General features: G+C 67.0%; 15 protein-coding genes. 4 read left to right on the top strand and 11 right to left on the bottom strand.

Going from position 1 to position 21,208, the window contains the following annotated elements:
* Window positions 1-12: 12 nt before the first annotated feature.
* The 8 genes from tssG to tssA form a co-directional block, all read right to left on the bottom strand.
* Window positions 13-1,020, bottom strand: coding sequence for a type VI secretion system baseplate subunit TssG (tssG, locus tag V6Z91_RS25975; protein WP_338763090.1), 1,008 nt, complete (start codon window positions 1,018-1,020; stop codon window positions 13-15).
* Window positions 1,005-2,906, bottom strand: coding sequence for a type VI secretion system baseplate subunit TssF (gene tssF / locus V6Z91_RS25980; RefSeq protein WP_338763093.1), 1,902 nt, complete (start codon window positions 2,904-2,906; stop codon window positions 1,005-1,007). The genes tssG and tssF overlap by 16 nt, the downstream gene beginning before the upstream one ends.
* Window positions 2,903-3,406, bottom strand: coding sequence for a type VI secretion system baseplate subunit TssE (gene tssE / locus V6Z91_RS25985; RefSeq protein WP_338763095.1), 504 nt, complete (start codon window positions 3,404-3,406; stop codon window positions 2,903-2,905). Before tssE ends, tssF begins: the two co-directional genes overlap by 4 nt.
* Window positions 3,399-4,187 carry a type VI secretion system accessory protein TagJ gene (locus tag V6Z91_RS25990; RefSeq protein ID WP_338763097.1) on the bottom strand — a complete coding sequence of 263 codons (789 nt, stop codon included), beginning with the start codon at window positions 4,185-4,187 and terminating at the stop codon, window positions 3,399-3,401. Before V6Z91_RS25990 ends, tssE begins: the two co-directional genes overlap by 8 nt.
* A 48-nt stretch (window positions 4,188-4,235) precedes the next feature.
* The gene (locus tag V6Z91_RS25995; protein ID WP_338763099.1) at window positions 4,236-4,733 is read right to left on the bottom strand and encodes a type VI secretion system tube protein Hcp; all 498 of its coding nucleotides are present in this window, start codon (window positions 4,731-4,733) and stop codon (window positions 4,236-4,238) included.
* A gap of 73 nt (window positions 4,734-4,806) precedes the next feature.
* Complete coding sequence (gene tssC, locus V6Z91_RS26000) at window positions 4,807-6,294, bottom strand: type VI secretion system contractile sheath large subunit (RefSeq protein WP_338763101.1); 1,488 nt, start codon at window positions 6,292-6,294, stop codon at window positions 4,807-4,809.
* Window positions 6,295-6,313: 19 nt separating this feature from the next.
* Window positions 6,314-6,814, bottom strand: a complete 501-nt coding sequence (gene tssB, locus V6Z91_RS26005) for a type VI secretion system contractile sheath small subunit (protein WP_338763103.1) — start codon at window positions 6,812-6,814, stop codon at window positions 6,314-6,316.
* Between the two features lie 30 nt (window positions 6,815-6,844).
* A complete protein-coding gene (gene tssA / locus V6Z91_RS26010; protein WP_338763105.1) occupies window positions 6,845-7,879 on the bottom strand; it encodes a type VI secretion system protein TssA in 1,035 nt (344 codons plus the stop codon).
* A gap of 770 nt (window positions 7,880-8,649) precedes the next feature.
* Between tssA and V6Z91_RS26015 the strand changes: the two genes are divergently transcribed.
* Window positions 8,650-10,563, top strand: coding sequence for a protein kinase (locus V6Z91_RS26015; RefSeq protein WP_338763108.1), 1,914 nt, complete (start codon window positions 8,650-8,652; stop codon window positions 10,561-10,563).
* Between the two features lie 66 nt (window positions 10,564-10,629).
* Here the strand turns inward: V6Z91_RS26015 and V6Z91_RS26020 are convergent, their stop codons facing one another.
* Window positions 10,630-11,181 (bottom strand): OmpA family protein, encoded by a 552-nt coding sequence (locus V6Z91_RS26020; RefSeq protein ID WP_338763111.1) that lies wholly within the window; start codon window positions 11,179-11,181, stop codon window positions 10,630-10,632.
* 561 nt (window positions 11,182-11,742) lie between these two features.
* Here V6Z91_RS26020 and V6Z91_RS26025 point away from each other — a divergent pair.
* Together V6Z91_RS26025 and V6Z91_RS26030 are read left to right on the top strand one after the other, a co-directional pair.
* Window positions 11,743-13,389 (top strand): ShlB/FhaC/HecB family hemolysin secretion/activation protein, encoded by a 1,647-nt coding sequence (locus V6Z91_RS26025; RefSeq protein ID WP_338763113.1) that lies wholly within the window; start codon window positions 11,743-11,745, stop codon window positions 13,387-13,389.
* 50 nt (window positions 13,390-13,439) lie between these two features.
* Window positions 13,440-19,052 carry a YDG domain-containing protein gene (locus tag V6Z91_RS26030; RefSeq protein WP_338763115.1) on the top strand — a complete coding sequence of 1,871 codons (5,613 nt, stop codon included), beginning with the start codon at window positions 13,440-13,442 and terminating at the stop codon, window positions 19,050-19,052.
* Between the two features lie 52 nt (window positions 19,053-19,104).
* Here the strand turns inward: V6Z91_RS26030 and V6Z91_RS26035 are convergent, their stop codons facing one another.
* Window positions 19,105-19,638 (bottom strand): hypothetical protein, encoded by a 534-nt coding sequence (locus tag V6Z91_RS26035; protein WP_338763117.1) that lies wholly within the window; start codon window positions 19,636-19,638, stop codon window positions 19,105-19,107.
* Between the two features lie 232 nt (window positions 19,639-19,870).
* On the bottom strand, window positions 19,871-20,236 hold the full coding sequence (locus tag V6Z91_RS26040; protein ID WP_338763119.1) for a nuclear transport factor 2 family protein: 366 nt from the start codon (window positions 20,234-20,236) through the stop codon (window positions 19,871-19,873).
* Window positions 20,237-20,530: 294 nt separating this feature from the next.
* Between V6Z91_RS26040 and phaP the strand changes: the two genes are divergently transcribed.
* Window positions 20,531-21,142 carry a TIGR01841 family phasin gene (phaP, locus tag V6Z91_RS26045; protein ID WP_338763121.1) on the top strand — a complete coding sequence of 204 codons (612 nt, stop codon included), beginning with the start codon at window positions 20,531-20,533 and terminating at the stop codon, window positions 21,140-21,142.
* Window positions 21,143-21,208: the final 66 nt, after the last annotated feature.

Consider the following 21,208-nt stretch of genomic DNA (forward strand, 5'->3'; position numbering starts at 1 on the left):
CTCCTGTCTCTGTCAGGCAGCGCCGGCGGCGCCCCTGAGGGTCAATTGATTGGCGTCGCGCGCCGCGGGCGCGCTGGCCAGGTACGTCGTCCAGCCCAGCCGCCGCGCGCCCAGCCGCAAGCCCGGTACCTGTTCCTTCTTCAGCACCAGCCGCACGTCCCAGTCGAGCGCCAGTCCGGCGTAGTGGCTGACCCATGCCTGCAGCCGGCACATGCCGGGCGCGCCGGGCAGCAGGCGCTGGTAATCCGCATAGTCGAGCGGGCCGAACACGAGGCGGAAGCGGTGCTGGCAATCCCACACCTTCCGGCCCAGCACGGCCGACGTGCCCAGGCGGTTGCCGAGGTCGCGCACGCCGATGCGGGTCTGGCCATCGGCGGGAATCGGCATCCAGTGCCCGACGAATTGCTCCACGCGCACGGGCAGCCCGTAGTACGCGTGCAGGATGGTGGCCAGGCCGCTGGCCGGCCGGCGGCCGTTCGCCAGCAGGCCGGCGAAATGCAGCCGGGCGAAATCGCCGATCTCGTCGCGCTCCTTCAGCGCCGGGCTGCCGATGCCGCACAGGCTGCCCACGTGGTCGCCGAAGCGGTCGTCCGCCGGCCGGTCCAGGCTGATGGCCGGCTCGGCGCAGGCCCGCGCCCGGTAGAACAGCGACAGCACGCGGTGGTGGAAGATGTCGAGGAACGCGACCAGCGTGCCATCACCATGGTTGCGGACGCGCTCGCGCACATATTCGGTCAGGTGCCGCGGCAGCGGCCCGTTCGGCCCGAGCAGCCCCGTGAAATTCACGGATAGCCGTGGCTTGCGCGCGCCTTCGGCCGGCGCGAACGCCCGCAGGGCATGTGGTTCGAATCCGAGCGACGGGTCCTGGCCGAACCGCGCGGCTTCGTCGCGCGGTCGCAGCGCCGCGCCGATGCGCGGCAGGTTCGGATGAGCGTTTTCCAGCAGGCGCAGGGCCTGCACGAAATCCATGCGCCTGGCCCGTTCGGCCAGCTGGCGTTCCACGTCTACAGGGTCGCGCATGCGCCCTCCCGTGCCGGCCACCGCATGATGGGGCCGCGCCCCACCGTGCGTACCTGCGTTTCGCAGAAGGTATTGATGCTGGCGTATTGCGCGAAGAAGTGGCTCAGCACGGCCCCCAGCAGGAAGGCACCGGCACCTTCGAAGGCCGCTTCGTCCAGTGTGACCGCCACTTCCAGCCCGCGGCCGAACGTGATCGGGCCGGGGGTGGGCATGCGCCGCGTGACGGGGCGGGCCTGTACCGAGCGTACCCCTTCCACCTGGCGCAGCGCAATCGGATCGTCGCGGTGGCAGTACAGGGCCAGCAATTCGCGCAGCGCCACGGCGCCCTCGCCACGGCCGGCCGTTGGATCGATATCGGCCAGCGACAGGTAATTCAGGGACAGCTGGTTGATCAACCGCCATGCCACCGCGCCCTCGGCGAACGACGGCAAGGGCCGGCTCGGGCCCGCCACCACGCGTACCGCTTGCACCGGCGCGCCCCCTTCGAGGATGAAATCGGTCTTGCCGACACCCAGGGGCATGGCCAGCGGCAAGTCGCGGTTGGTGCACAGCACCGTCACGCCCAACTGCCGCAACGTGTGCCGGTATGGCGCCTCGCCGGCATCGACCAGGCTCAGGAAGGTTTCGCTGCCGATGTACGAGGAGCGCGGGCCGCGCTCGCGCTGGCGCTGCGACAGCAGGCGCGGTTCGCGGCGCACCTGGTAGTAGGCGCCCGTCGGCCCACCCAGGTCGGCAGCGCCATACAGGGGGGTGAAGCGCTGCTCGGCCTCGGCGCCGCTGCCATAGCCCACCACATCGGCGATGCTGTGCACCTCGAAGTCCATGGGCCGCGTGCGGTCGACCAGCACATGGTGTTCGAACTGGTCGCCGGAGAGGTCGATGCGGTCGGCGCGGCGTGGGAACAGGTTGACGACCGGCGTGCAGTTCAGCGAGAAATGCCCGGCATCGAGCATCTGCTCCAGCCGCGCATCGCCCTGGTCGAGCAGCAGCACGATATCCAGTTCCGGCCCGGTGCAGCAGGCCACCGCCTCGCGCAGGCCGGCCACTTCCAGGAACAGGAAGCGCGGCGCGAACGCAAAATACTCCTGCAGCAGCCGGTAGCCCTGGAAGCCGCGGCGGGAGCCGGGCAGCAGCGCTTCCTCCGGGGAGAAGCCGCCCGGCCGCAACGCGGTGCGGGGCAGCAAACGGTACCAGGGCGGCCGCCCTCCGCGCTGGGGCGGCATCACGAGCACGCCAGCCACGCTGGCGAGCGCGCGCTCATAGATCTGCGCCGGCAGCGCATCGCCGCCGCGCAGGTACAGCGCGAGCGTGTCGAGCGCCAGCGTATTGAACGGCGCGCCGTGGGTGGTACTCAGGCGCAGGCGCAAGCCGGCCTTGATACCCGGCGGCAGCGCGCGGTCGCCCTCCGCCAGGCCGGCGATGCTGCCGGTGTGCGTGAAGAACTTCGCTTCCGCCAGCTCGACCGGCCACAACGTCACCGCGTGGGCGCTGCGGTATTCGCAGGCCGTCAGGTCATCCTTGCCGAGCAGGCTGCGCATCGTGGTGCCGGCCGGGACCGCGAAGCCGCCGGCCAGCGCCGGGCTGGCGGGGTCGGGCTGCAACTGCACGACCGCCATCGACGGCGTGGGCGCGAGGAAATCCGGATAGACGAGTTCGGCGAGGTGCTGCGTGAAGCGGGGGAATTCCGCGTCGATCTTCATCTGCACGCGCGCCGTCAGGAAGGAAAAGCCTTCCAGCAGCCGCTCCACGTAAGGGTCGGCGCAATCGAAGCCTTCCAGGCCGAGCCGCCCGGCGATCTTCGGATAGCGGGCCGCGAATTCGCCCCCCATCTCGCGCAGGTGCTGCAATTCCTGGCTGTAGTAGTGCAGGAAGCGTGGCGAAGTCATCGCGTTCCTCCGGCCTGTTCGGCCACGGTCACGTGAGCCACGTCGAGATCGAGCTCGGTGCGCAGGTACAGGCGTTCCGGATATGGCTGGGCCCACAGGTCGCCCTCGATCTCGAAGACCAGCTTGGCGATGCTGTCGGTGGGCACGGCGCGCACGGTGACCGAGGAGCGGTTCAGGCGCGGCTCGAAATCCCAGATCGCCTGGCGGATCGACCGCTCCAGGTCGGCCAGCTGCATATTGGCCAGCGAGGCACCGGAAATATCGGGCATGCCGTAGTTGAGTACCGAGGAGGATACGTGCGGCAGTGCCGGCGCATCCGTCACGGACAGCAGGTTGGTGGCGTTGAACAGCCAGCCGAGGTCGCGCAGCACGCCCTCGCGCAACGCCTTGGCCGACAGCACCCGCCGCTCGCGCGGCTCCACGGCGGAATCGGGTTCGTGGTCGGTCAAGCGGTCCAGCAGCGAAGGCTGCAGGCGCTCGCGGGGCGACAGCTCAGCCATTGCGGCTCTCGTGACCGTCGAAGACGATGCTGCGCGTCGCGAGCAGCGCGTAGTCGCCGCTGTCGCTCACGAACATGCGCTGGCCCAGGCCGCGCGGCCCATCCCACTGCGTGCGGCGCGCCAGTTTCAACGCGTCGTCGCCCTCTTCCACCGTTCCCGCATAGCGCGTGGGGATCAATCCCACCGATTGCGCGCCGTTCGCGAAGGTGAAGCTGGCGGCGGCCCAGACGGTGTCGCGCAGGTCGGCCGGGGCTTCGATCTCGATGGCGGCCAGCCGCGTGAACGGCATCCAGAAATAGCGGCCATCGATGATCGCCTCGAGCACGGGGCCGAGCCGCTGGTCGGCGTCCGCCAGCCATTCGAACGGATTGCCGTCGATCGTGCCGGCCGTCGCGGTGGCGAGGTCGAACGCCTGTTCGCGCAGTCCCGCCGCCGCGCCCGGCGATGCGCGGTCCACCCTCAGCGCCTCGACGAGCAGGCCGATCCAGCTCTCCGGTTCGCCGAAGATCAGGGGCGCGCGCTCGCCCGAGAAGACCGCCTTGCGAAACGCTTCGCAGCGGATCGCCTCGCGGTAGGTCTGCACCATCGGTAACGTTGCGGCATCGAGTTCGCCGGCCACGTTCAGCTGCGTGAGGGCGCGCTGCCACTGGCCCTGCACGGCCAGCAGCTGGAACAGGAAGGTGCGCAGCTTGACGTCGGCGCTGTCTTGCCGGATCGCCTGTTGCAACGCTTCCAGCCCGCCTGCCAGGTCGCAATCGCGCACCAGTTGTTCTGCCTGCATATTGCCTCCAGTTTCGATGAAGAGGCCCGCCGGGGCGGGCCGTGCGCGTCAGGTCACGTTGCCGTCGGATTCAGCGATATTCCACGTAAATGCCTTGTCGCCGAGCATCTTGCCTTTTTCGTCCTGCGCCTTGTAGACGAAGTTGACCTTGGCGAAGTTGAGCGTGACGTTCTCCGTCAGCCGGTCTTCACCGCCGCTGCCGCCGGTCGAAATCGAGGTCACGATCACTTCTTCCATCGTGATGGTGATATAGGGAGCCTGCCCCTCGCCCGCCTTGCGTACCAGCAGCTCCGCCTTGGGCACGTGGGTCCCGCGCGCCAGCGCGAACATCAGCGCATTGCTCGCGCTGTCGACATACTTCGTGAACGACAGGTCCTGGAAGCTCGCCTTGCCCGATCCCCCCCCGCCGCCCATGTGCGTGGTACCCGACTGGCTCATGCCCCAGCTCCACGCCAGCACGTCGATATCGTTCTTCTCCTTGCGCACCTTGTCGGTGGTTTCGCCCTTGATGCTGTCGCCCATATTGATGAACATGTCTACGGCCATTTTGATTCTCCGGTTGTGCCGCGGCCAAACGCCTTGGCGGTGGTTCAAACAAACGCTGTGAAGTGTTCGCGCCTCAGGCTTTCGCCGAAGGCAGCTTCGATACCAGCCGCAATGAAACGGTCAAGCCCTCCAGCTGGTAATGAGGGCGCAGATAGAACTTCGACGTGTAGTAGCCGGGATTGCCTTCGACATCCTCGAGCACCACTTCCGCGGCCGCCAGCGGCTTGCGGGCCTTGTATGCCTCGCTGGAGTTGACCGGGTCGCCATCGACGTATTGCATGATCCATTTCGACAGCCAGCGCTCCATCGCGTCGCGTTCCTTGAACGAGCCGATCTTGTCGCGCACGATGCACTTCAGGTAGTGGGCGAAGCGGCACGTGGCGAACAGGTAGGGCAGCCGCGCGGCCAGGTTGGCGTTGGCGGTGGCGTCGGGATCGTCGTATTCGGCCGGTTTGTGCAGCGATTGCGCGCCGATGAAGGCGGCGAAGTCGGTGTTCTTCTTGTGCACCAGCGGCATGAAGCCATTGGCCGCGAGTTCCGCCTCGCGGCGGTCCGAGATCGCGATCTCGGTCGGGCATTGCATGTCGACCCCGCCGTCGTCGGTCGGGAAGGTATGCACCGGCAAGCCTTCCACGGCACCCCCCGATTCGATGCCGCGGATGCGCGAGCACCAGCCATACAGCTTGAACGAGCGGTTGATATTGACGGCCATCGCATAGGCCGCGTTGGCCCATGTGTAGTTCTTGCTGCCGGGCGCGCTGGTATCTTCCTCGAAATCGAACTCGGCCACCGGATCGGTCTTCGCGCCGTAGGGCGGGCGGGCCAGGAAGCGCGGCATGGCCAGGCCCACGTAGCGCGAGTCCTCGGATTCGCGCAGCGAGCGCCATGCGGCGTGTTCCGGCGTCTGGAAGATCTTGGTAAGGTCGCGCGGATTGGCCAGCTCGTTCCACGATTCCATCAGCATCACGGACGGGGCGGCGCCCGCGATGAAGGGCGCGTGCGCGGCCGCGGCCACCTTGGCCATCGATGTCAGCAGTTCCACGTCCGGCGCGCTGTTGTCGAAGTAATAGTCGGCCACGATGCAGCCGAACGGTTCGCCGCCGAACTGGCCGAATTCCTGTTCGTACATCTTCTTGAAGATCGGGCTCTGGTCCCAGGCCGTGCCCTTGAACTTCTTCAGGGTCTTGCCCAGGTCGTTCTTCGAGATATTCATCACGCGGATCTTCAGCATCTCGTCCGTCTCGGTATTGTTGACGAGGTAATGCAGGCCCCGCCAGGCGCTTTCCACTGCCTGGAACTGTTCCGTGTGCAGGATCAGGTTCACCTGTTCGGTAAGCTTCTTGTCCAGCGCGGCGATCAGGCTCTCGATGGTGCCCAGCACGTCCCCGGAAACGAGGGTGGTGCCCGCGAGCGCCTGTTCGGCCAGCGTGCGCACGGCCGTTTCCACCGACTCGCGCGCCTTGTCCGACTGCGGCTTGAATTCCTTCTGCAACAGCGCGCTGAAATCCGTTGCCTCCAGGGTGGTGCCCTGTTCCTTGATTGCTGCCGATGCTTCTGCCATGGTCTTCTCCCCTTATGGATCATTCGGTCGGCTTGGGTGCCGCGGTGAGCGACTGCATCAGGGCCGGTTCGGCCAGCAGTTTCGCGATCAGTTCCTCGGCGCCGGTCTTGCCATCCATATAGGTCATCAGGTTGGCCAGCTGCCCGCGCGCTTCCAGCAGCTTGCGCAGCGGTTCGACCTTGCGCGCGATCGCCGCGGGATTGAAGTCGTCCATGCTCTCGAAGGTGAGATCGACTGCCACATTGCCTTCGCCGGTGAGCGTGTTGGGCACCTGCACGGCCACGCGCGGTTTCATGGCCTTGAGCCGCTCGTCGAAATTGTCGACATCGATTTCGAGGAACTTGCGGTCGGCCACCGGCGCCAAGGGCTCGGCCGGCTGGCCCGACAGGTCGGCCAGCACGCCCATCACGAAGGGCAGCTGGACCTTCTTTTCCGCGCCGTATACCTCGACGTCGTACTCGATCTGCACCCGCGGCGCGCGGTTGCGTGCGATGAACTTCTGACTGCTTTCCTTGGCCACGATTTCCTCCTCAGGTTGAATGCCGGCCGGCTACTCGGGTACTGGCCCGCGGATGACGAGCAACTGGTTGACGCCCTCGGGCGCCAGGTCTTCCAGGGCTTCCATGAACGTTTTGGGCACGAGCCGCCGGGCACGCTCGAGCAACAGGGGCACGGGAGACGACGGCTCGTGCCGCTGGTAGTAGGCAAGCAGCTTGTCGAGCGCCTTGATGACCTCCTCGCGGTCGCGGATCTCGCCGGAGATGCCCGCCGCGGCCTGGGCTTCCTGGGCCGCAGCACCATTGCCGTTGGCCGCCGGCGCTGCTTCGGCTGCCGGTGCCGCTTCGGCCTTCACATAAGGCTGCAGCGCCGCGGTGATACGTGCCAGCGGCTTGGCCAGCGGCGCCAGGTTCAGGGCCTGCGCATTGCCGACCCGGCGCACGAGCCCCGCCTCGATGTTCATCACGCTCGCATGGGCCGTGCTGGCTGCCGCCATGGCCGACTGGAGCGCTTCCGGCGGCATGGCAAGGAAGGCCTGCTCGATCGACGACAGCGCCAGCGCCGTTTGCCCCTGCGGCAGCGGCACCTCGCCGGTCGCGTACTCCAGCTGGCGCAGGGACAGCGGTCCCAGACCGGGCAACTGCACGAACGCGGTATCGTTCAACTCGCGCAGCACGGTCACGCCATCGGCCAGCGCTGCCAGGCTGTTGATGCGCAGCGTGGGGTCGTTGTCCTCGTCCGGATCGAGGCGCGGATGCACCCCCTCCCACTGCGACTCGAGCATGTCCTCGATGGCGCGCAGGCCGCCGGCGAAACCGGCCAGGCCGTCGAGCGCCAGCAGGGCACGCGCCAGCGGGACCGCCACGCGCAGGTCGCGGGTCCGGCCCAGCAATGCCAGGGCCTGCCGCCGCACCACCTTCCAGTCCGGCGGCACGGCTGGCGTGATGGTGTCGCCGTACTGCACCTCCGGCTTGCCTTCGAGGCTGCGCTCGAATTCCTGGAATGCAGGGTCGTATTCCAAGTTCGGGCCGCAGGGCTCGTCGCCCGCGATGGGCTGCCCCAGCAATCCTGTATCGATCATTTCCATGGCGCGCCAGATACTCCGATCAGGTCGTTCAATATGAAATAACGAAAATAGCGGACGAGTCGGCTCAACAGGCTAATCCTGAATGAATTAACCGGTGGATATTCATCGCGATAGTGGTGCACGGCTGCCAGCAGCCGCGTGAATTCGGGTCACCGTACTTTTACGGTCGAGTCTCTGTCAATTGAATCCCCATCCGATTCCGCCGCGCTCCCATTGGGACCATCGGGCGGTCTTTCAGCAAAAGCCTAGTGTGCTTGGTGTTATTTCTTGTATTTTTTCACCCCGGCCGGTGGACCAGGGATTTCGCGGATGGCAGGGTTCGTTTTAACGTTTTTCTACCGCGGCGATGGGTTTACTATACTGCCGCCGCCGGACGCTAAATAAGAAATTTTTGAGCGTTGTCCGGAATATGAGACGAGCCCCGGTTGAAACGACGGTGATAGCGCCACCAGCCGCAAACCCGTTTATTACTAAAATAACTGGTTCAAATATCCCTATCTCGCCGTCGCCAGAGCGGGCGGGCGCCATTTGCGGGCGCGAAGTATGTCCAACAATTAATAATCATTTCCCGGTCGGTCATTACGGCCGAGTTTCGACGCGTGTTGCGCGCCCTCTCCCTCCTGAAGCATCCCCTCTTAATAATGGATGCCCTGTCCAATGCGCCGTGTTAATCTTGCTTGCGCACGTATTTGGCGATGCGGCACCAGGCGCCGGCTGGCAGGAGCGGCCCTCGACATAACCACCGGCAGCCTGGCGGGAGCCTTGCGCGCATGAACCAGCCCCGAGACGACGAGCACAACGAACTGGCCATCAGCGCGCCCGGCGCCGCGCCGCCCACGGCTGGGCAACCGGACCATGCCGCCAATGTGCTGCCCAACGGCACGCGGCTGGGCGACTTCGAGATTGCCGGGGTGCTGGGGGTAGGCGGCTTTGGCATCGTCTACCGCGCTCACGACAATTTCCTCGACCGCGACGTTGCCTTGAAGGAATACATGCCTTCCGCCCTGGCCTCGCGCACGCAGGAGCGGGTGCATGTCACGTCGGAGCGGCATGCGGAAATGTTCCAGGCTGGTCTCCGCAGCTTCATCAACGAAGCGCGCATGCTGGCCCACTTCGACCACCCGGCGCTCGTCAAGGTGTACCAGTTCTGGGAAGCAAACGGCACCGCCTACATGGTGATGCCCTACTACCATGGCAGGACGCTCAAGCAGGTGTTGCGCGAACGCACTGCGCCACCGGATGAAACGTGGCTGAGAAGGCTGCTGGCGCAGCTCCTGGACGCGCTGGAGCTGATCCATGCCCAGCGCTGTTTCCATCGCGATATCGCCCCCGACAATATCCTCATGCTGGACGACACGCGGCCCATGCTGCTCGACTTTGGCGCGGCGCGGCGCGCCATCGAAGGCTTGACGCAGGCGTTCACGGTGATCCTCAAGCAGGGCTATGCGCCGATCGAGCAATATGCCGAGGTTCCTGGCATGCACCAGGGCGCCTGGACCGACCTGTATGCGCTGGCATCCGTGGTGCACTACGCGATCGAGGGCCGCCCGCCGCCCCCTTCCGTGGCCCGCGTCGTTGCCGACCCGTATGTGCCGCTCGCAAGCCGCTACGCCGGCCGCTACGGTGCGGCATTTCTTGCTGCCATCGACCAGGCGCTCGCCGTGAAACCGGAACAGCGCCCGCAAAGCGTGGCGGCCCTGCGCGCCCTGCTGGACGACAGCGGGGCGACGGTCATGTGGCCGGCGGTCACGCCCGCCAGCCGGTCCGCGCCCTTGCCGCCCGCGGCCGGCGCGCCCGCGTCGATCGCGCCGCCCGTCGATGGGCTTGCCCCGCCGCCGCCGCGTGTCGATGCGCCCGCGCCTTTGCCGCCGGCAGCTCCGCCTGTCATGCCGCCGCGGCCGCCCGCGGACCTGGAAGCCTTACCGCCGCTCGCGCCCGCGGCTCCGATGGCGCCGGCCACCGCGGTGCCGACGCGTTCGCGTGCGCCGATGTATGCCGGCGCCGGCGCCGTCGCGCTGGTCATGGCGGGTATCGGCTACCTGCTGTCGGGCCACGACGTGCCCCCTCCAGCGCCTGCGGTGACCGGGCCCGCCCAGCCGTTGGCCGCAAGCACGGCTCCCTCCCGCGCCCCGGCCGCCCTGCCTGCAAGCCATCCGTTCGAGCCAACCGCCGCGCTGGCCGACATCGTCGCCGGTGCCAGCCCCGGCCGCAACGTGGCTGTCCAGGTACACACGGCCAGGGTCAGGATCGGCCAGGATGCGCTGCGCTTCTCGGTGCGTTCCTCGCACGCCGGCCATGTCTACGTGTTCATGGTCGGCAGCGACCGCAACAATTTCTGGCTGCTGTTCCCCAATGCGATCGCCCGCGACAATGCGATCGCGGCGGGGGAAACCGTGGAACTGCCGGCCTCGGCCAGCGGCACGGGCCGCTGGCGCATGGATGCCGGCGGCCCGCCAGGCACCGATCACCTGGTCGTGATGGTGTCGGACGTGCCGCGCCGCTTCGATGGCGCCGGTCTCGTCCAGGGGGACGTCTTCGCGGAGTTTCCCATCGATCATGCGGCACGGCTGCAACGCGCCCATGCCGGCAAGGCTCCGCTGTTCGCGGGCCTGGCCGACTGCCCGGGCGCGGCCTGTTCCCAGGCTTACGGGGCCGCCGCGTTCACGATCACGGAAGTGGAGTGACGGCGCCCGCCGCCACAGTTAGTGGGAAAGTGAGCGGGAAAATTAGCGGCAAAGTCAGCCGGAAACTCAGCGCGACAGGTTGACGATCGTCACGCGCCGGTTTTCGGCGGCGGCCGGGTTCGCCTTGTTCATGGGTTCGCGGTCGCCCTTTCCCACCGGATCGAGCCGGCCGGCATCGATATGCGCACTGCCGACCAGGTAGTCGCGCACCGATTCGGCCCGCGCCTGCGACAGTTTCAGGTTCGCCTCGGGCACGCCGCGCGGATCGGCATGCCCTTCGATCGCGAAGCGGGCGGCGGCCAGCCTTTCCGAGCCCAGCGCCTTGCCCACCACATCGAGCGAACGGCGGGCCGCCGCGGTGAGCCTGGCGGAATTGGTTTCGAACGTGATCAACAGGGATGCGCTGGCCGGCTTGGCCGCGGGGCCGCCAGCTTCGTCGTCGCGACGCACCACGATGCTGCGCGTGCGGATCGGCGCCAGCGCGTCGACCAGGGCTTTTTCCGTGACCTGCCCTTCATCCAGCACCGGCGCGCCCTGCCCCGCCGCAGGATTTTCCTGCCCGAATACGGGCGGCGCCAGCGCCAGCACGAGGGCGGTAAACAAGGTATATCCGTTCATTTCGGACTCCCAAAGGTAGGAACTCTGTGCAAGGAATGCGGAAGAGGCAAAGCGTGGCCCCGATGAATCCGGAAAGATTCTCGACAATGAATTCGCAAGCGCGGATATTGTTATCTGAATGCCGGTTCGATCATAGCCGCGTGGATTGGCCGGAGCAAGCATTCCCCAAGCTGTTGCGGCGGCACCACGCGGGATGGAATATACGAGATTTCGACTATACTGTTTTTTACCGCTTTCACGGCAGACGGCCTCGGCAGATTATCAGCTCTTCCGTAAACGAATTACCGGGCGGCATAACCGCCGCCGCCCGTATTTAAATCGTTTCGCCAGCCGATATTTTTGTTACCCGGTCAGAAAACGATCGGCATCGACCCGGCATCGGTTTTTTCGGATTATTTCGGCGCACAACATATTTGAATGCGCCGGGGGAAACGTTTGGCCATCGCGGCGCCATTCATTGAAGCGCTCGGCGGATTGAAGGCACGCGTGGGATCGGCGCTCCGGCGCAATGCAGCAGTGGCCGCCGCCGGGAGAAACCGGCACGAGCTAAGGAGAAACGTCATGGTCGTCCGCTTGTCTCGCCTGGCACTGCTGCTGGCACGTCCACGCCTTGCCGCGCCGGCGCTGCCGGCCTGCTGCATCGCGTTGGGCCTGCAGATGGGCGCCGCGTGCGCCCAGGCCCCCGCGCCCGAGGAGCCGCGCAAGACACCGGTGCGCGCCGTGCGCGTGGAGGGCAACACGCTGCTGCCGGAGCACACGCTGCGCGCGCTCACCGCCGGCCTGGCCGGAAGCGAACGCACGGTGGCGGAGCTGGAGGCGGCCGCCGCGCGCGTGCAGGATGCGTACCGCGACGCCGGCTATGGCGGCGTGGTCGCCTATCTTCCCGAGCAGGATGTGTCGACCGGCGACATCGTGGTGCGCGTGGTCGAAGGCAAGCTGGCCAATGTGCGCGTCACGGGGAACCGCTACTTCGACACGCAAAACGTGCGCGCCGGCTTGCCGGGCCTGCGCGAAGGCGCCACGCCGCGCGTGGGCCAGGTCGACCGGGACATCCAGCTGAGCAACGACAATCCCGCGAAGAACGTGAGAGTCACACTGACGGCGGGACAGCGCCCCGGCGAGATCGATGCCGATGTCGCCGTGACCGACAGCGATCCCCTGCAATACCTGGTCGGCTACAACAACACCGGCACCCGTGTCACCGGCAGGCACCGCGTCAGCGTGGGCATCCAGCACGCGAACCTGCTCGGCCGCGACCATGTGGGCACGTTGCAGTTCCAGACCTCGCCCGAGGATCCGGGCCGCGTGAAGATATTCAGCGCCGGCTACCGCGTGCCGCTGTATGCGCACGCGCTGTCGCTCGACGCCTTCGTGGCCCATTCCAGCGTCAGCAACGGCACCACGAGCACGACGGCCGGGCCGCTGTCGTTCACGGGCCGCGGTACCGTGGCCGGCCTGCGCGTGAACCGCAATCTCGACCGCATCGGCGAATACGACCATCACGTGACGCTCGGCCTGGACTGGCGCGACTACGAGGACGACTGCTCGCTCGGCGAGTGGGGCGCCGCAGGATGCGGCGCCGTCGCGGTGGACGTGACCACGGTGCCCGTCAGCGTGGCGTACACGGGCCAGAAACAGGGCCCGCAGCTGGCCTACGGCGTCAGCGCCGGGCTGTCGGTCAATGCCGGCGGCAGTGGGCGCCGCACGTTCGAGGCGGCGCGCCCGGGCGGGCGGCGCAGCTATGCAATCGCACGGGCGGCCGGCTTCGTCGACCGCGCCTGGCAAGGGCGCTTCTCGCTCAACGGCCGCCTCGACCTGCAATACAGCCCGCACGCGCTGATCGCCGGCGAACGCTTCGGTATCGGCGGCGCCAACAGCGTGCGCGGCTATGCCGAGCGGGAGATGGCCGGGGACATGGGTTTCCTCGTCCGCATTGAAGCATCGCGGCCGGCACTTGAGCTGCCGCACGATATCCGCGTGCGGCCCTACCTGTTCGTGGACCACGGCCGTATCGTGAACCACAAGGACCTGCCCTGCCGCGGGCCCGATGAAACGTCGTGCAAGCTCACGGCCGTGGGCATCGGCGCCCGCTTCAGCCTGGGCCGCAAAGCCAGTGCCAGCCTCGATATCGGCCGGGCCCTGGAACGCGGCGTGAACACATCGCCGGGCGATGTCCGCGCGCACATTGCGCTCAACCTGATTTTTTGACGGGCCTGCCGCCGTTCGTCGGCGCCCGCCGGTTTCACGGGGGACACAACATGAAGCAGCCGATCGATTCCATCGCGGCCGGGGGCCGGCCTGCCGGCCTGGCAAGGCGCGCCATCGCGACCGCCGTCGCCGCCGCATTCGGCACTGCCGCCTGGGCCCAACTGCCCACCGGCGGCGCCGTGGCGCACGGCAGCGCCGTCATCGCCACCGATGGCGCGCGCATGACGGTCACCAACAGCCCCGGCACGGTGCTGGACTGGCAGTCGTTCTCCGTGGGGGCGCGCAACGGCGTGCATTTCGCCCAGCAAAGCGCCGCCAGCCAGGTGTTGAACCGCGTGGTCGGCAACGATCCATCGGCGATCCTGGGCACCCTGTCGTCGAACGGCGGCGTATGGCTCGTCAATCCGCACGGCGTGCTGTTCGGCAGCAATGCCCGCATCGATGTCGCGGGCCTGGTCGCCACCACGCTGCCCATCTCGAACGACGATTTCCGCGCCGGCCGCTTCCGCTTCGATGGCGCCGGCCTGCCCGGCGGCCAGGTGCTGAACCAGGGCGAGATCCACACCAGCTTCGGCGGGCGCGTGTGGCTGATGGGCGACTCGGTGCGCAACGAAGGCCTGATCCATAGCCCTGGCGGCCAGATCGTGCTGGCCGCCGGCAAGAGCATCGAGCTCGTCGATTCGGGCATGCCCAACGTGACGGTGCGCATCACCGCGCCGGAAAACGAGGCCGTGAACCTGGGCACCCTGCTGGCGCCGGGCAGCGGCAGAATCGACGTGCATGGCGGGATCGTCAACCAGCAGGGCATCGTGCGCGCCGACAGCATCGGCACCGACCCGGCCGGCCGCATCGTGATGAAGGCGCAGGGCGACGTGCGGCTGGCGGCCGGCAGCATGACCAGCGCCAGCGCAGCCGGCGCAGGATCGGGTGGCAAGGTGCTGGCCGAATCGGTCGATGGCGCCACGCTGGTGCAGGGCGACGTGGCGGCCACCAGCGCCGCCGGCAGCGGGGGCAGTATCCACCTGCTGGGCAAGCACGTGGGTGTGCACGGCGCGGCGCAGGTCGATGTGTCCGGCGCCACGGGCGCCGACGACATCCTGGTCGGCGGCGATTACCAGGGCAGCAATCCAGCCGTGCGCAATGCCGAGGCGAGCTATCTGGGGCCGGACGCGGCCCTTCGGGCCAACGCCACGGCGCGCGGCGATGGCGGCAAGGTGATCCTGTGGGGCGACCGCGCCACGCGCGCCTTCGGCACGCTGGAAGCGCACGGCGGGCCTGGCGGCGGCGACGGCGGGCTGGTGGAGACTTCGGGACGCTACCTGGATGCGCGGCCGAAAGGCATCGATGTCCGGTCGCATGGCGGCAAGGCAGGGACGTGGCTGCTCGATCCGGGGGATATCACGATCGGCAACTGCTGCTCGCCCGGCGGCTACGAGTTCGACGATTCGCTCGACATAACCTTCACGTCGTTCCGCGACGATTCCTACATCCTCGTCGAGCAAATCAGAAATTGGCTCCAGCAGCAGAACAACGTCGTGGTCCGCACCGGGGGCGGCGACAACACCACGCAGCAAGGCAATATCACTGTGGAATCCAGCATCGAAGTGTCCGCGGATGGGCACGGCATGGGGCTGACGCTCGAGGCACACAACGATATCATCCTGGGGCCGAACGTCCGCATCGGCTCCAGCTCCGTGCCGATGCCGGTGACGCTCACCGCCGACCGCGATGGCAACAACGGCGGCCGCATCGTGTTGAACCCGGGCTCGGGGATCGCCACGCTGGGCGGCGAAATCCGCCTCACCGCGGCGAACCTGGGCAACCGCACGGGCGACGGCATCCGGCTCGATAACGCCACGCTCGATGCGCGGGGCGGCCCCGTCGGCCTGGAGGCCAATCGCGTCGATATCGTCGGCAACAGCAGCGTGACCGGCGGCGACGTGGGGATACTCGCCGATGCCGTGACGGTCGATCGCTCGACATTGCTGGCAACCGAGGGCAGCATCGGCATCCGGTCGAGGGGCCTGGAAGCTGCCGGCATCGTCTCGCTGAACACTGCCAGCCTGGACGCCGGCTTCGGCCGGGAGGAAGTCGAGGCCATCGATATCGCGGCCGTTCAGCTGGACATGACGGATACCAGCGCGCGCGCGACCGGGAATGTCCGGCTCGACGCCGGGAACATGACGCTACAAGGCGTGGATATCGGCGCCGGGGGCGGTATCGCGTTGCGGGCCACCACTGCTGAAGGCGAAGGCCGGGCCGCGCTAGGCAATGTCTTGCTGAGCAACACGTCCGACGGCGAATTGCCGGCCACGGGGATTTCGATCACCGGCGATGCGCTCGATGCGCGCAATTCGCGCCTTGCCAGCGACGCGGACATCAACCTTTCCGCTCCCACCATTGAAATGCGCGATGTCCAACTATCGGGCCTGTCCATCCTGGGCACCGCGGAGCACATCGCGCTCGTTGGCGCGGAAATGGGCGCAAGCTCTGACATCAGGCTGACGGCGCCGCTGATCGACATAGCGCTAAGCGACTTCGGCGCCGACACGATCGTGTTGACGGCCGATAAGATGGAGGTGGCGACTACAGAGCTGGGAACCCGGTTCGGTTCCATGGTATTGAGGGCCCGCACGGACGCGAGGGACGGCAGCGCGATACTGCGCAATGTCAGGCTGCGGCCTGTGTATGAACAGGGCGTTCTAGGAGTGATGAGCATTAACGCCGACACTATCGATGCGACCGACCTCGATGTCGACTCATATGGTGACGTCTTTTTCTCCGGCTACTCGACATCCATTTCGAACCCGAGCAACCAGACCCAGGTGCTTGCCAACCGCGTAGTGATCGGCTCCAGGACTACCAGGCTGGATCACGCCAAACTGACCGGAACGGGACCGTTTGACGCGCTTTACATTGGAACCGAGAGCCTCGAGAACACGGGAAGCCAGCTGTCAACACCCGCGGGCCGCTGGCTGGTGTATTTCGGCCCCAGCCAGACGACCTTCCCCGCGGCGGCACTGGCCGGCCTCGACTACACATTCGTGCAATACAATGTCCCCGAGGACACGGCGGCGCGGTTCGACGGTGTCCCTGGTGCCCATGGCGTGCTGATGACGGCGCCGCTCGACCTCCAGTTCCGGGTCGATGCCTCGCGCCAGTACGACGGCACAACCAGGGCCGCATTCACCAATGCCGTGTCGCACAACGCCCCGACGGGGTTCACGGCAACCGCGCCCGAGGGCAACCCGGTGGCCCTCGGCGAATTCGACAACAAGAACGTCGGCACCGGCAAACCGGTCCGCTATCTGGGCGAGGCCGATTACTTCGAAGTCCGTGCCCCGAACGGCGCGCGGGTGTACGACGCCACCCATTCCTATGTCGCCGATATCACCGCGAAACAGATCACCCTCTCGGGCCTGCTCGCCCAGGACAAGGTATATGACACCACGCCTGCCGCGACGTTGACGGGCACGCTCGCGGGCATCGTCGAAGGCGACGATGTCACGCTCGCCGGCGCAGTGGGCCAGTTCAGCGACGAGAACGCGGGAAGCGACAAGACCGTCACCATCACGGGCGGCACGCTGGCGGGCGCCGACAAGGATAACTACGCGATCATCGGCGGCGGCATCGCCACTGCCGACATCTTCCCCCTCGCGATCAGCGCCAGCGGGATCACGGCGGCCGACAAGGTCTACGACGGCACCCGTATCGCAGCCCTGTCCGGCAGCCTGTCGGAAGTGCTGTCGGGCGACGACGTATCGCTCACCGGCGCGACCGGCCAGTTCGACGACAAGAACGTGGGCACCGGCAAGGCAGTCAGCGTGGCGGGCGGCAACTTGACCGGTGCGGACGCCGCCAATTACGTGCTGGAAGGCGGCACCACCACGCGCGCCACCATCGCGCCCCGGCCCGTGACGATCGCCATCGCCGGCCAGGTCGCCAGGGAGTACGACGCCACCACGGCCGCCAGCCTTGGCGCCGGCCAGTTCGTACTCGATGGCGTCATCCAGGGCGATGCCGTCAGCGTCGGCGGCCCCGTGCAGGGTAATTTCGATACGCCCAATGTGGGCCAGGGCAAGACCGTCACCGCCACCGGCGTCTTCCAGATCACGGGAGCGGATGCCTTCAACTACCGGGTTGGCGACATCAACCTCACCAGCGCCAGCAACACGATCACGGCAACCGCCACCGGTGCCGTGGGCACCATCACGCCGGCCACCCTGTTCTACACGGCCACCCCGGCGCAGCGCGACGCCGGCACGCCGATCGACGGCCTCACGGGCACGGTGACCGGCTTCAAGGGTGCCGATACCCTCGCCTCCGCCACCACCGGCGTGCTGGTGTGGCAGACCTCGTCCACCTCGGCGAGCCCGGGGCTGTACCCGGTCATCGGTTCGGGCCTGTCCGCCCTGAACTATGTGCTGGTCCAGGCGCCCGGCAACGAGGTGGCGCTGCAGCTGACGCCAGGGAACGCCCCCGCCGCGCCGCCGCAGCGGGCGCGTGAATCGAGCGTCGCAGCCATTGCATCGGCGGTGCAGACCGCACTGCCGGCGATGGATCCGCCCCGCATCGGCAGCGGCGTGCTGGACATGTCCGGCCCCGGCGCCGGCCGGACCTACGGCGCCGTCAATATCGGTGGGATGTCGCAGAACGAGCTGGCACGGATGATCGAACAGCGCCGCGACTTCAAGCGCAAGCTGTTCGCCGATGCGATCTACAAGCTCGAGCTGGACCCGAGCCTGGCCGACGTGCGCGCCTGCACCACCGTCCTCGAGGCGGGCACCGGCGCGTGCCGCATCCCGCCGAACCAGCTCGAACGCATGACGCCCGATACACGGCTGGCCGCGCTGGCTGCACTGGGCGCGAAAGTGGAGACGTCGGGCGGGTCGGCGGACCCGTCGGCGGCACTCGCGCCGGCGAAGCGCGCCGCGACGGCGCACGTGCCGCAGATCGAACGCAAGATCGCCGTGCTGTTCGGCATCAACGAATACGCCGACAAGACCATTCCGCGGCTGGAAAACGCCTTGCCGGACGTGGACGCGGTATCGGCCCTGCTGGCCGACAAGCTGGGCTACGAAGTGCGCGTGGTGCGCAACCCGAGCAAGGCCGACATCATCCGCACCCTCAATGCACTGCAGGTCGAGATCAACAGTACCGACAGCGTGGTGATCTACTACGCCGGCCACGGCTTCTCGCTGGAGAAGAACGGCACCGGCTACTGGCTGCCGGCCGACGCGGCCTCCAGCGACCCCAGCCGCTGGATATCGAACAACGACGTGGCGAAGCTGCTGTCGGGCATCCGCTCCAGCCAGATGGTGCTGATCTCGGACAGCTGTTATTCCGGCGCCTTCGCGCGCGACGGCATGGACGCCGTGGGCCGCGACGTCACGCCCGAAGGCGTGCTGTCCAAGCGCTCGGTCGTGGTGATCTCGTCGGGCGGCGACGAACCGGTGGCCGACGAAGGCAAGGCCGGCCACTCGATCTTCGCCTGGAACCTGATGGAAGCGATGCGCTCGGTGTCGGCCTGGAAGCCCGGCAGTACCTTGTTCAACGATGTGCAGGCGGGCGTGAAGAAGGAATTCCCGCAAACGCCGAAGTATGGTTCGGTGACGGCGGCGGGGCACCAGGCGGGCGGGGATTATCTGTTCGAATTGCGGTGACAGGCCCGTACGGGTCAACCTCGATGCGCGAGTCGGGGTGCGCGCCGTCCGATCAATTCCTGTGCGTGACGATATCGGCGGCCAGCCCGGGAACGAGCAGCCCCTGGTCGACGAATGCCGGTATCTGGTCCCTGGGCGAGCCGTACTGCCAGTAGGTGAAGTAGAGGGAGCCCGGCGACGCCACGGCCAGCCGCTCCAGGCGCCGGAACTCGCCGACGTTCAGCGCGCCGCGCTGGTCGACCAGGTTGATGTCGCACAGGCCGCCCAATTGGTGCGGAATGACGTGGCCCCGGTGATAGCCGGCCTTCGACGTGAGCGGGTGACCTTTCATCCGTGAGCTGTCCCGTTTGTGCGCGACGGGCCCATTGCTCACGACCCATGCGGCGATCAGGCGCGCGTGGACAATGTCGAACAGATAGGAATAGCCGGACAGGTCGATCTGCACGATCTCATGGTCCGGCGTTCGGGCGCGATAGTCGGCAAGCCACACGCGGCGCAGGTACGGCATCATGAAGCGTTCGAAGCCATCGCGCGTACGGGAGAAGTCGCGCGGTACGAGCTTGGGAATCTTTGGGTAGGCAGCCATGTCGACCTCCATGATGGTGTGCCGCTTCCTGTTCGGCTGGCTGCCCCGGTTCCCCGCGGCCCTCACCGTACGGCCCATGCCTTCAGCTTACGCCGGCTGCCGCATTTCACAACACGCCAGCCAGCCGTTTGGCGAAATAGCAACTCAGCAATCGCGCCGGATTTCCTGTGCGGTCGCGTGCCGCACGCCGCGTCGATATCGGGTCATTGACGCGGCGCTGCAAGCGCAGGCCTCATGCCTCTGGCGCACCACCCGTCTCGACGACAAACGCCCTCAGCTCCACCATCTTCCCATCGCGAAAGCGCCAGACATCGCAGTAGGCGTTCGGCACGGGCCTGCCCTCCCCGTCCCTGCTCTCGATCTCGCCAATCGCAACGACCATGTTTCCCTCCGCGACCAGCTCGCGCACGTTGAACTTCGGCGGCTCCGCATACCCCTTCACCATCCACGCGCGCACGGCCTCCTTGCCGCGCAGGGTTTCGCCACCGACCGTGGACCACACGATGTCGTCCGCACAGAAGGACAGGAAGCCTTCGTTATCCCCGGCGGCGACCGCCGCATTCGCTTGCCGTAATACCGCCTTGTTTTGTTCAGACATCGGATTCTCCTTTGAGTGACTTTCAAGTGGACAGGATCGTAGCGAAGCGGGCGCGCGGCTGCCGCGGATTCGCGCGTCGGCAATTGTACCGGTCCCGACAGACCGGCCGCGCGCACCGCGTGTCAAACGCCTGTCACAAAAGGCTTCTACCGTATGGACTCGCGGGCTGAACGGAGGCCCGCCGGGACGGCCACAACAGGCTGTCTCTCTTTGGCCCGTCGGATGCCGGTCGGCGTCCGACGTGCTCTCGCATGTGATCCATCTCATTGACCCATCACTTTTACGAGGTATGCCATGTTCCCGTTTTCCCCCGCCGTCACCCCCGCAGTGCGCTCTCACCTGAATGCCCAGGCCGCCTTCCTGAACGATATGTCGAAGTCGCTGTCGCGTTCCTTCCAGAACCTGTGCCAGCTGAATATCCAGCTGAGCCAGACCTTGCTCGAGGAAAGCACGATCGCCGGCCACCAGATCCTGTCGACCGATCGCCCCAATGACCTGATCGCTGTGGCCGCACAGCGCGCCCAACCAGCAACCGAAAAGCTCCGTGCCTACCAGCAGCACATCTCGCGCGTTGCCGCCGACGCGCAAGTGGATTTCGCGCGCGTCGCCGAGCAGCACGTGCAGGAAACCTCGCGCACCGCACGTGAGCTGGCCGATCAGGTCGCCCGCGCCGCGGCCGAGGAAACCGACCGCAATGTGCGCCACCAGGAAGAGGCCCTGAAAAACTTCCGCGATCCGTTCGAAATCTCCGGCGCATTCCGCGGCAACGGCGGCAGCTATCAGGGCACCATGCAATCGGCCGGCAACGGCCAGGATGCCGGCGCCCAGTTCAAGGGCAATGTGCAGGGTGGCCACGCCGCCCAAGCCGCGCAGGAACCGGCGGCGCGCAGCGGCAAGAACGCCTGACGTTATCCCTCGAGTGGCCGGCACCGCCGGCCGCCAGCCGGCCAATGTAGCGCCGGCGCACCGGTC

The organism is Massilia sp. METH4, from assembly GCF_037094685.1.
Classification (GTDB): Bacteria; Pseudomonadota; Gammaproteobacteria; order Burkholderiales; family Burkholderiaceae_D; genus Rugamonas.

Excerpts from the sequence above, each read along its gene's own strand:
- tssG (WP_338763090.1), bottom strand. The coding sequence starts at position 1,020 with ATGCGCGACCCTGTAGACGTGGAACGCCAGCTGGCCGAACGGGCCAGG.
- tssF (WP_338763093.1), bottom strand. The coding sequence starts at position 2,906 with ATGACTTCGCCACGCTTCCTGCACTACTACAGCCAGGAATTGCAGCAC.
- tssE (WP_338763095.1), bottom strand. The coding sequence starts at position 3,406 with ATGGCTGAGCTGTCGCCCCGCGAGCGCCTGCAGCCTTCGCTGCTGGAC.
- V6Z91_RS25990 (WP_338763097.1), bottom strand. The coding sequence starts at position 4,187 with ATGCAGGCAGAACAACTGGTGCGCGATTGCGACCTGGCAGGCGGGCTG.
- V6Z91_RS25995 (WP_338763099.1), bottom strand. The coding sequence starts at position 4,733 with ATGGCCGTAGACATGTTCATCAATATGGGCGACAGCATCAAGGGCGAA.
- tssC (WP_338763101.1), bottom strand. The coding sequence starts at position 6,294 with ATGGCAGAAGCATCGGCAGCAATCAAGGAACAGGGCACCACCCTGGAG.
- tssA (WP_338763105.1), bottom strand. The coding sequence starts at position 7,879 with ATGGAAATGATCGATACAGGATTGCTGGGGCAGCCCATCGCGGGCGAC.
- V6Z91_RS26015 (WP_338763108.1), top strand. The coding sequence starts at position 8,650 with ATGAACCAGCCCCGAGACGACGAGCACAACGAACTGGCCATCAGCGCG.
- V6Z91_RS26020 (WP_338763111.1), bottom strand. The coding sequence starts at position 11,181 with ATGAACGGATATACCTTGTTTACCGCCCTCGTGCTGGCGCTGGCGCCG.
- V6Z91_RS26025 (WP_338763113.1), top strand. The coding sequence starts at position 11,743 with ATGGTCGTCCGCTTGTCTCGCCTGGCACTGCTGCTGGCACGTCCACGC.
- V6Z91_RS26030 (WP_338763115.1), top strand. The coding sequence starts at position 13,440 with ATGAAGCAGCCGATCGATTCCATCGCGGCCGGGGGCCGGCCTGCCGGC.
- V6Z91_RS26035 (WP_338763117.1), bottom strand. The coding sequence starts at position 19,638 with ATGGCTGCCTACCCAAAGATTCCCAAGCTCGTACCGCGCGACTTCTCC.
- V6Z91_RS26040 (WP_338763119.1), bottom strand. The coding sequence starts at position 20,236 with ATGTCTGAACAAAACAAGGCGGTATTACGGCAAGCGAATGCGGCGGTC.
- phaP (WP_338763121.1), top strand. The coding sequence starts at position 20,531 with ATGTTCCCGTTTTCCCCCGCCGTCACCCCCGCAGTGCGCTCTCACCTG.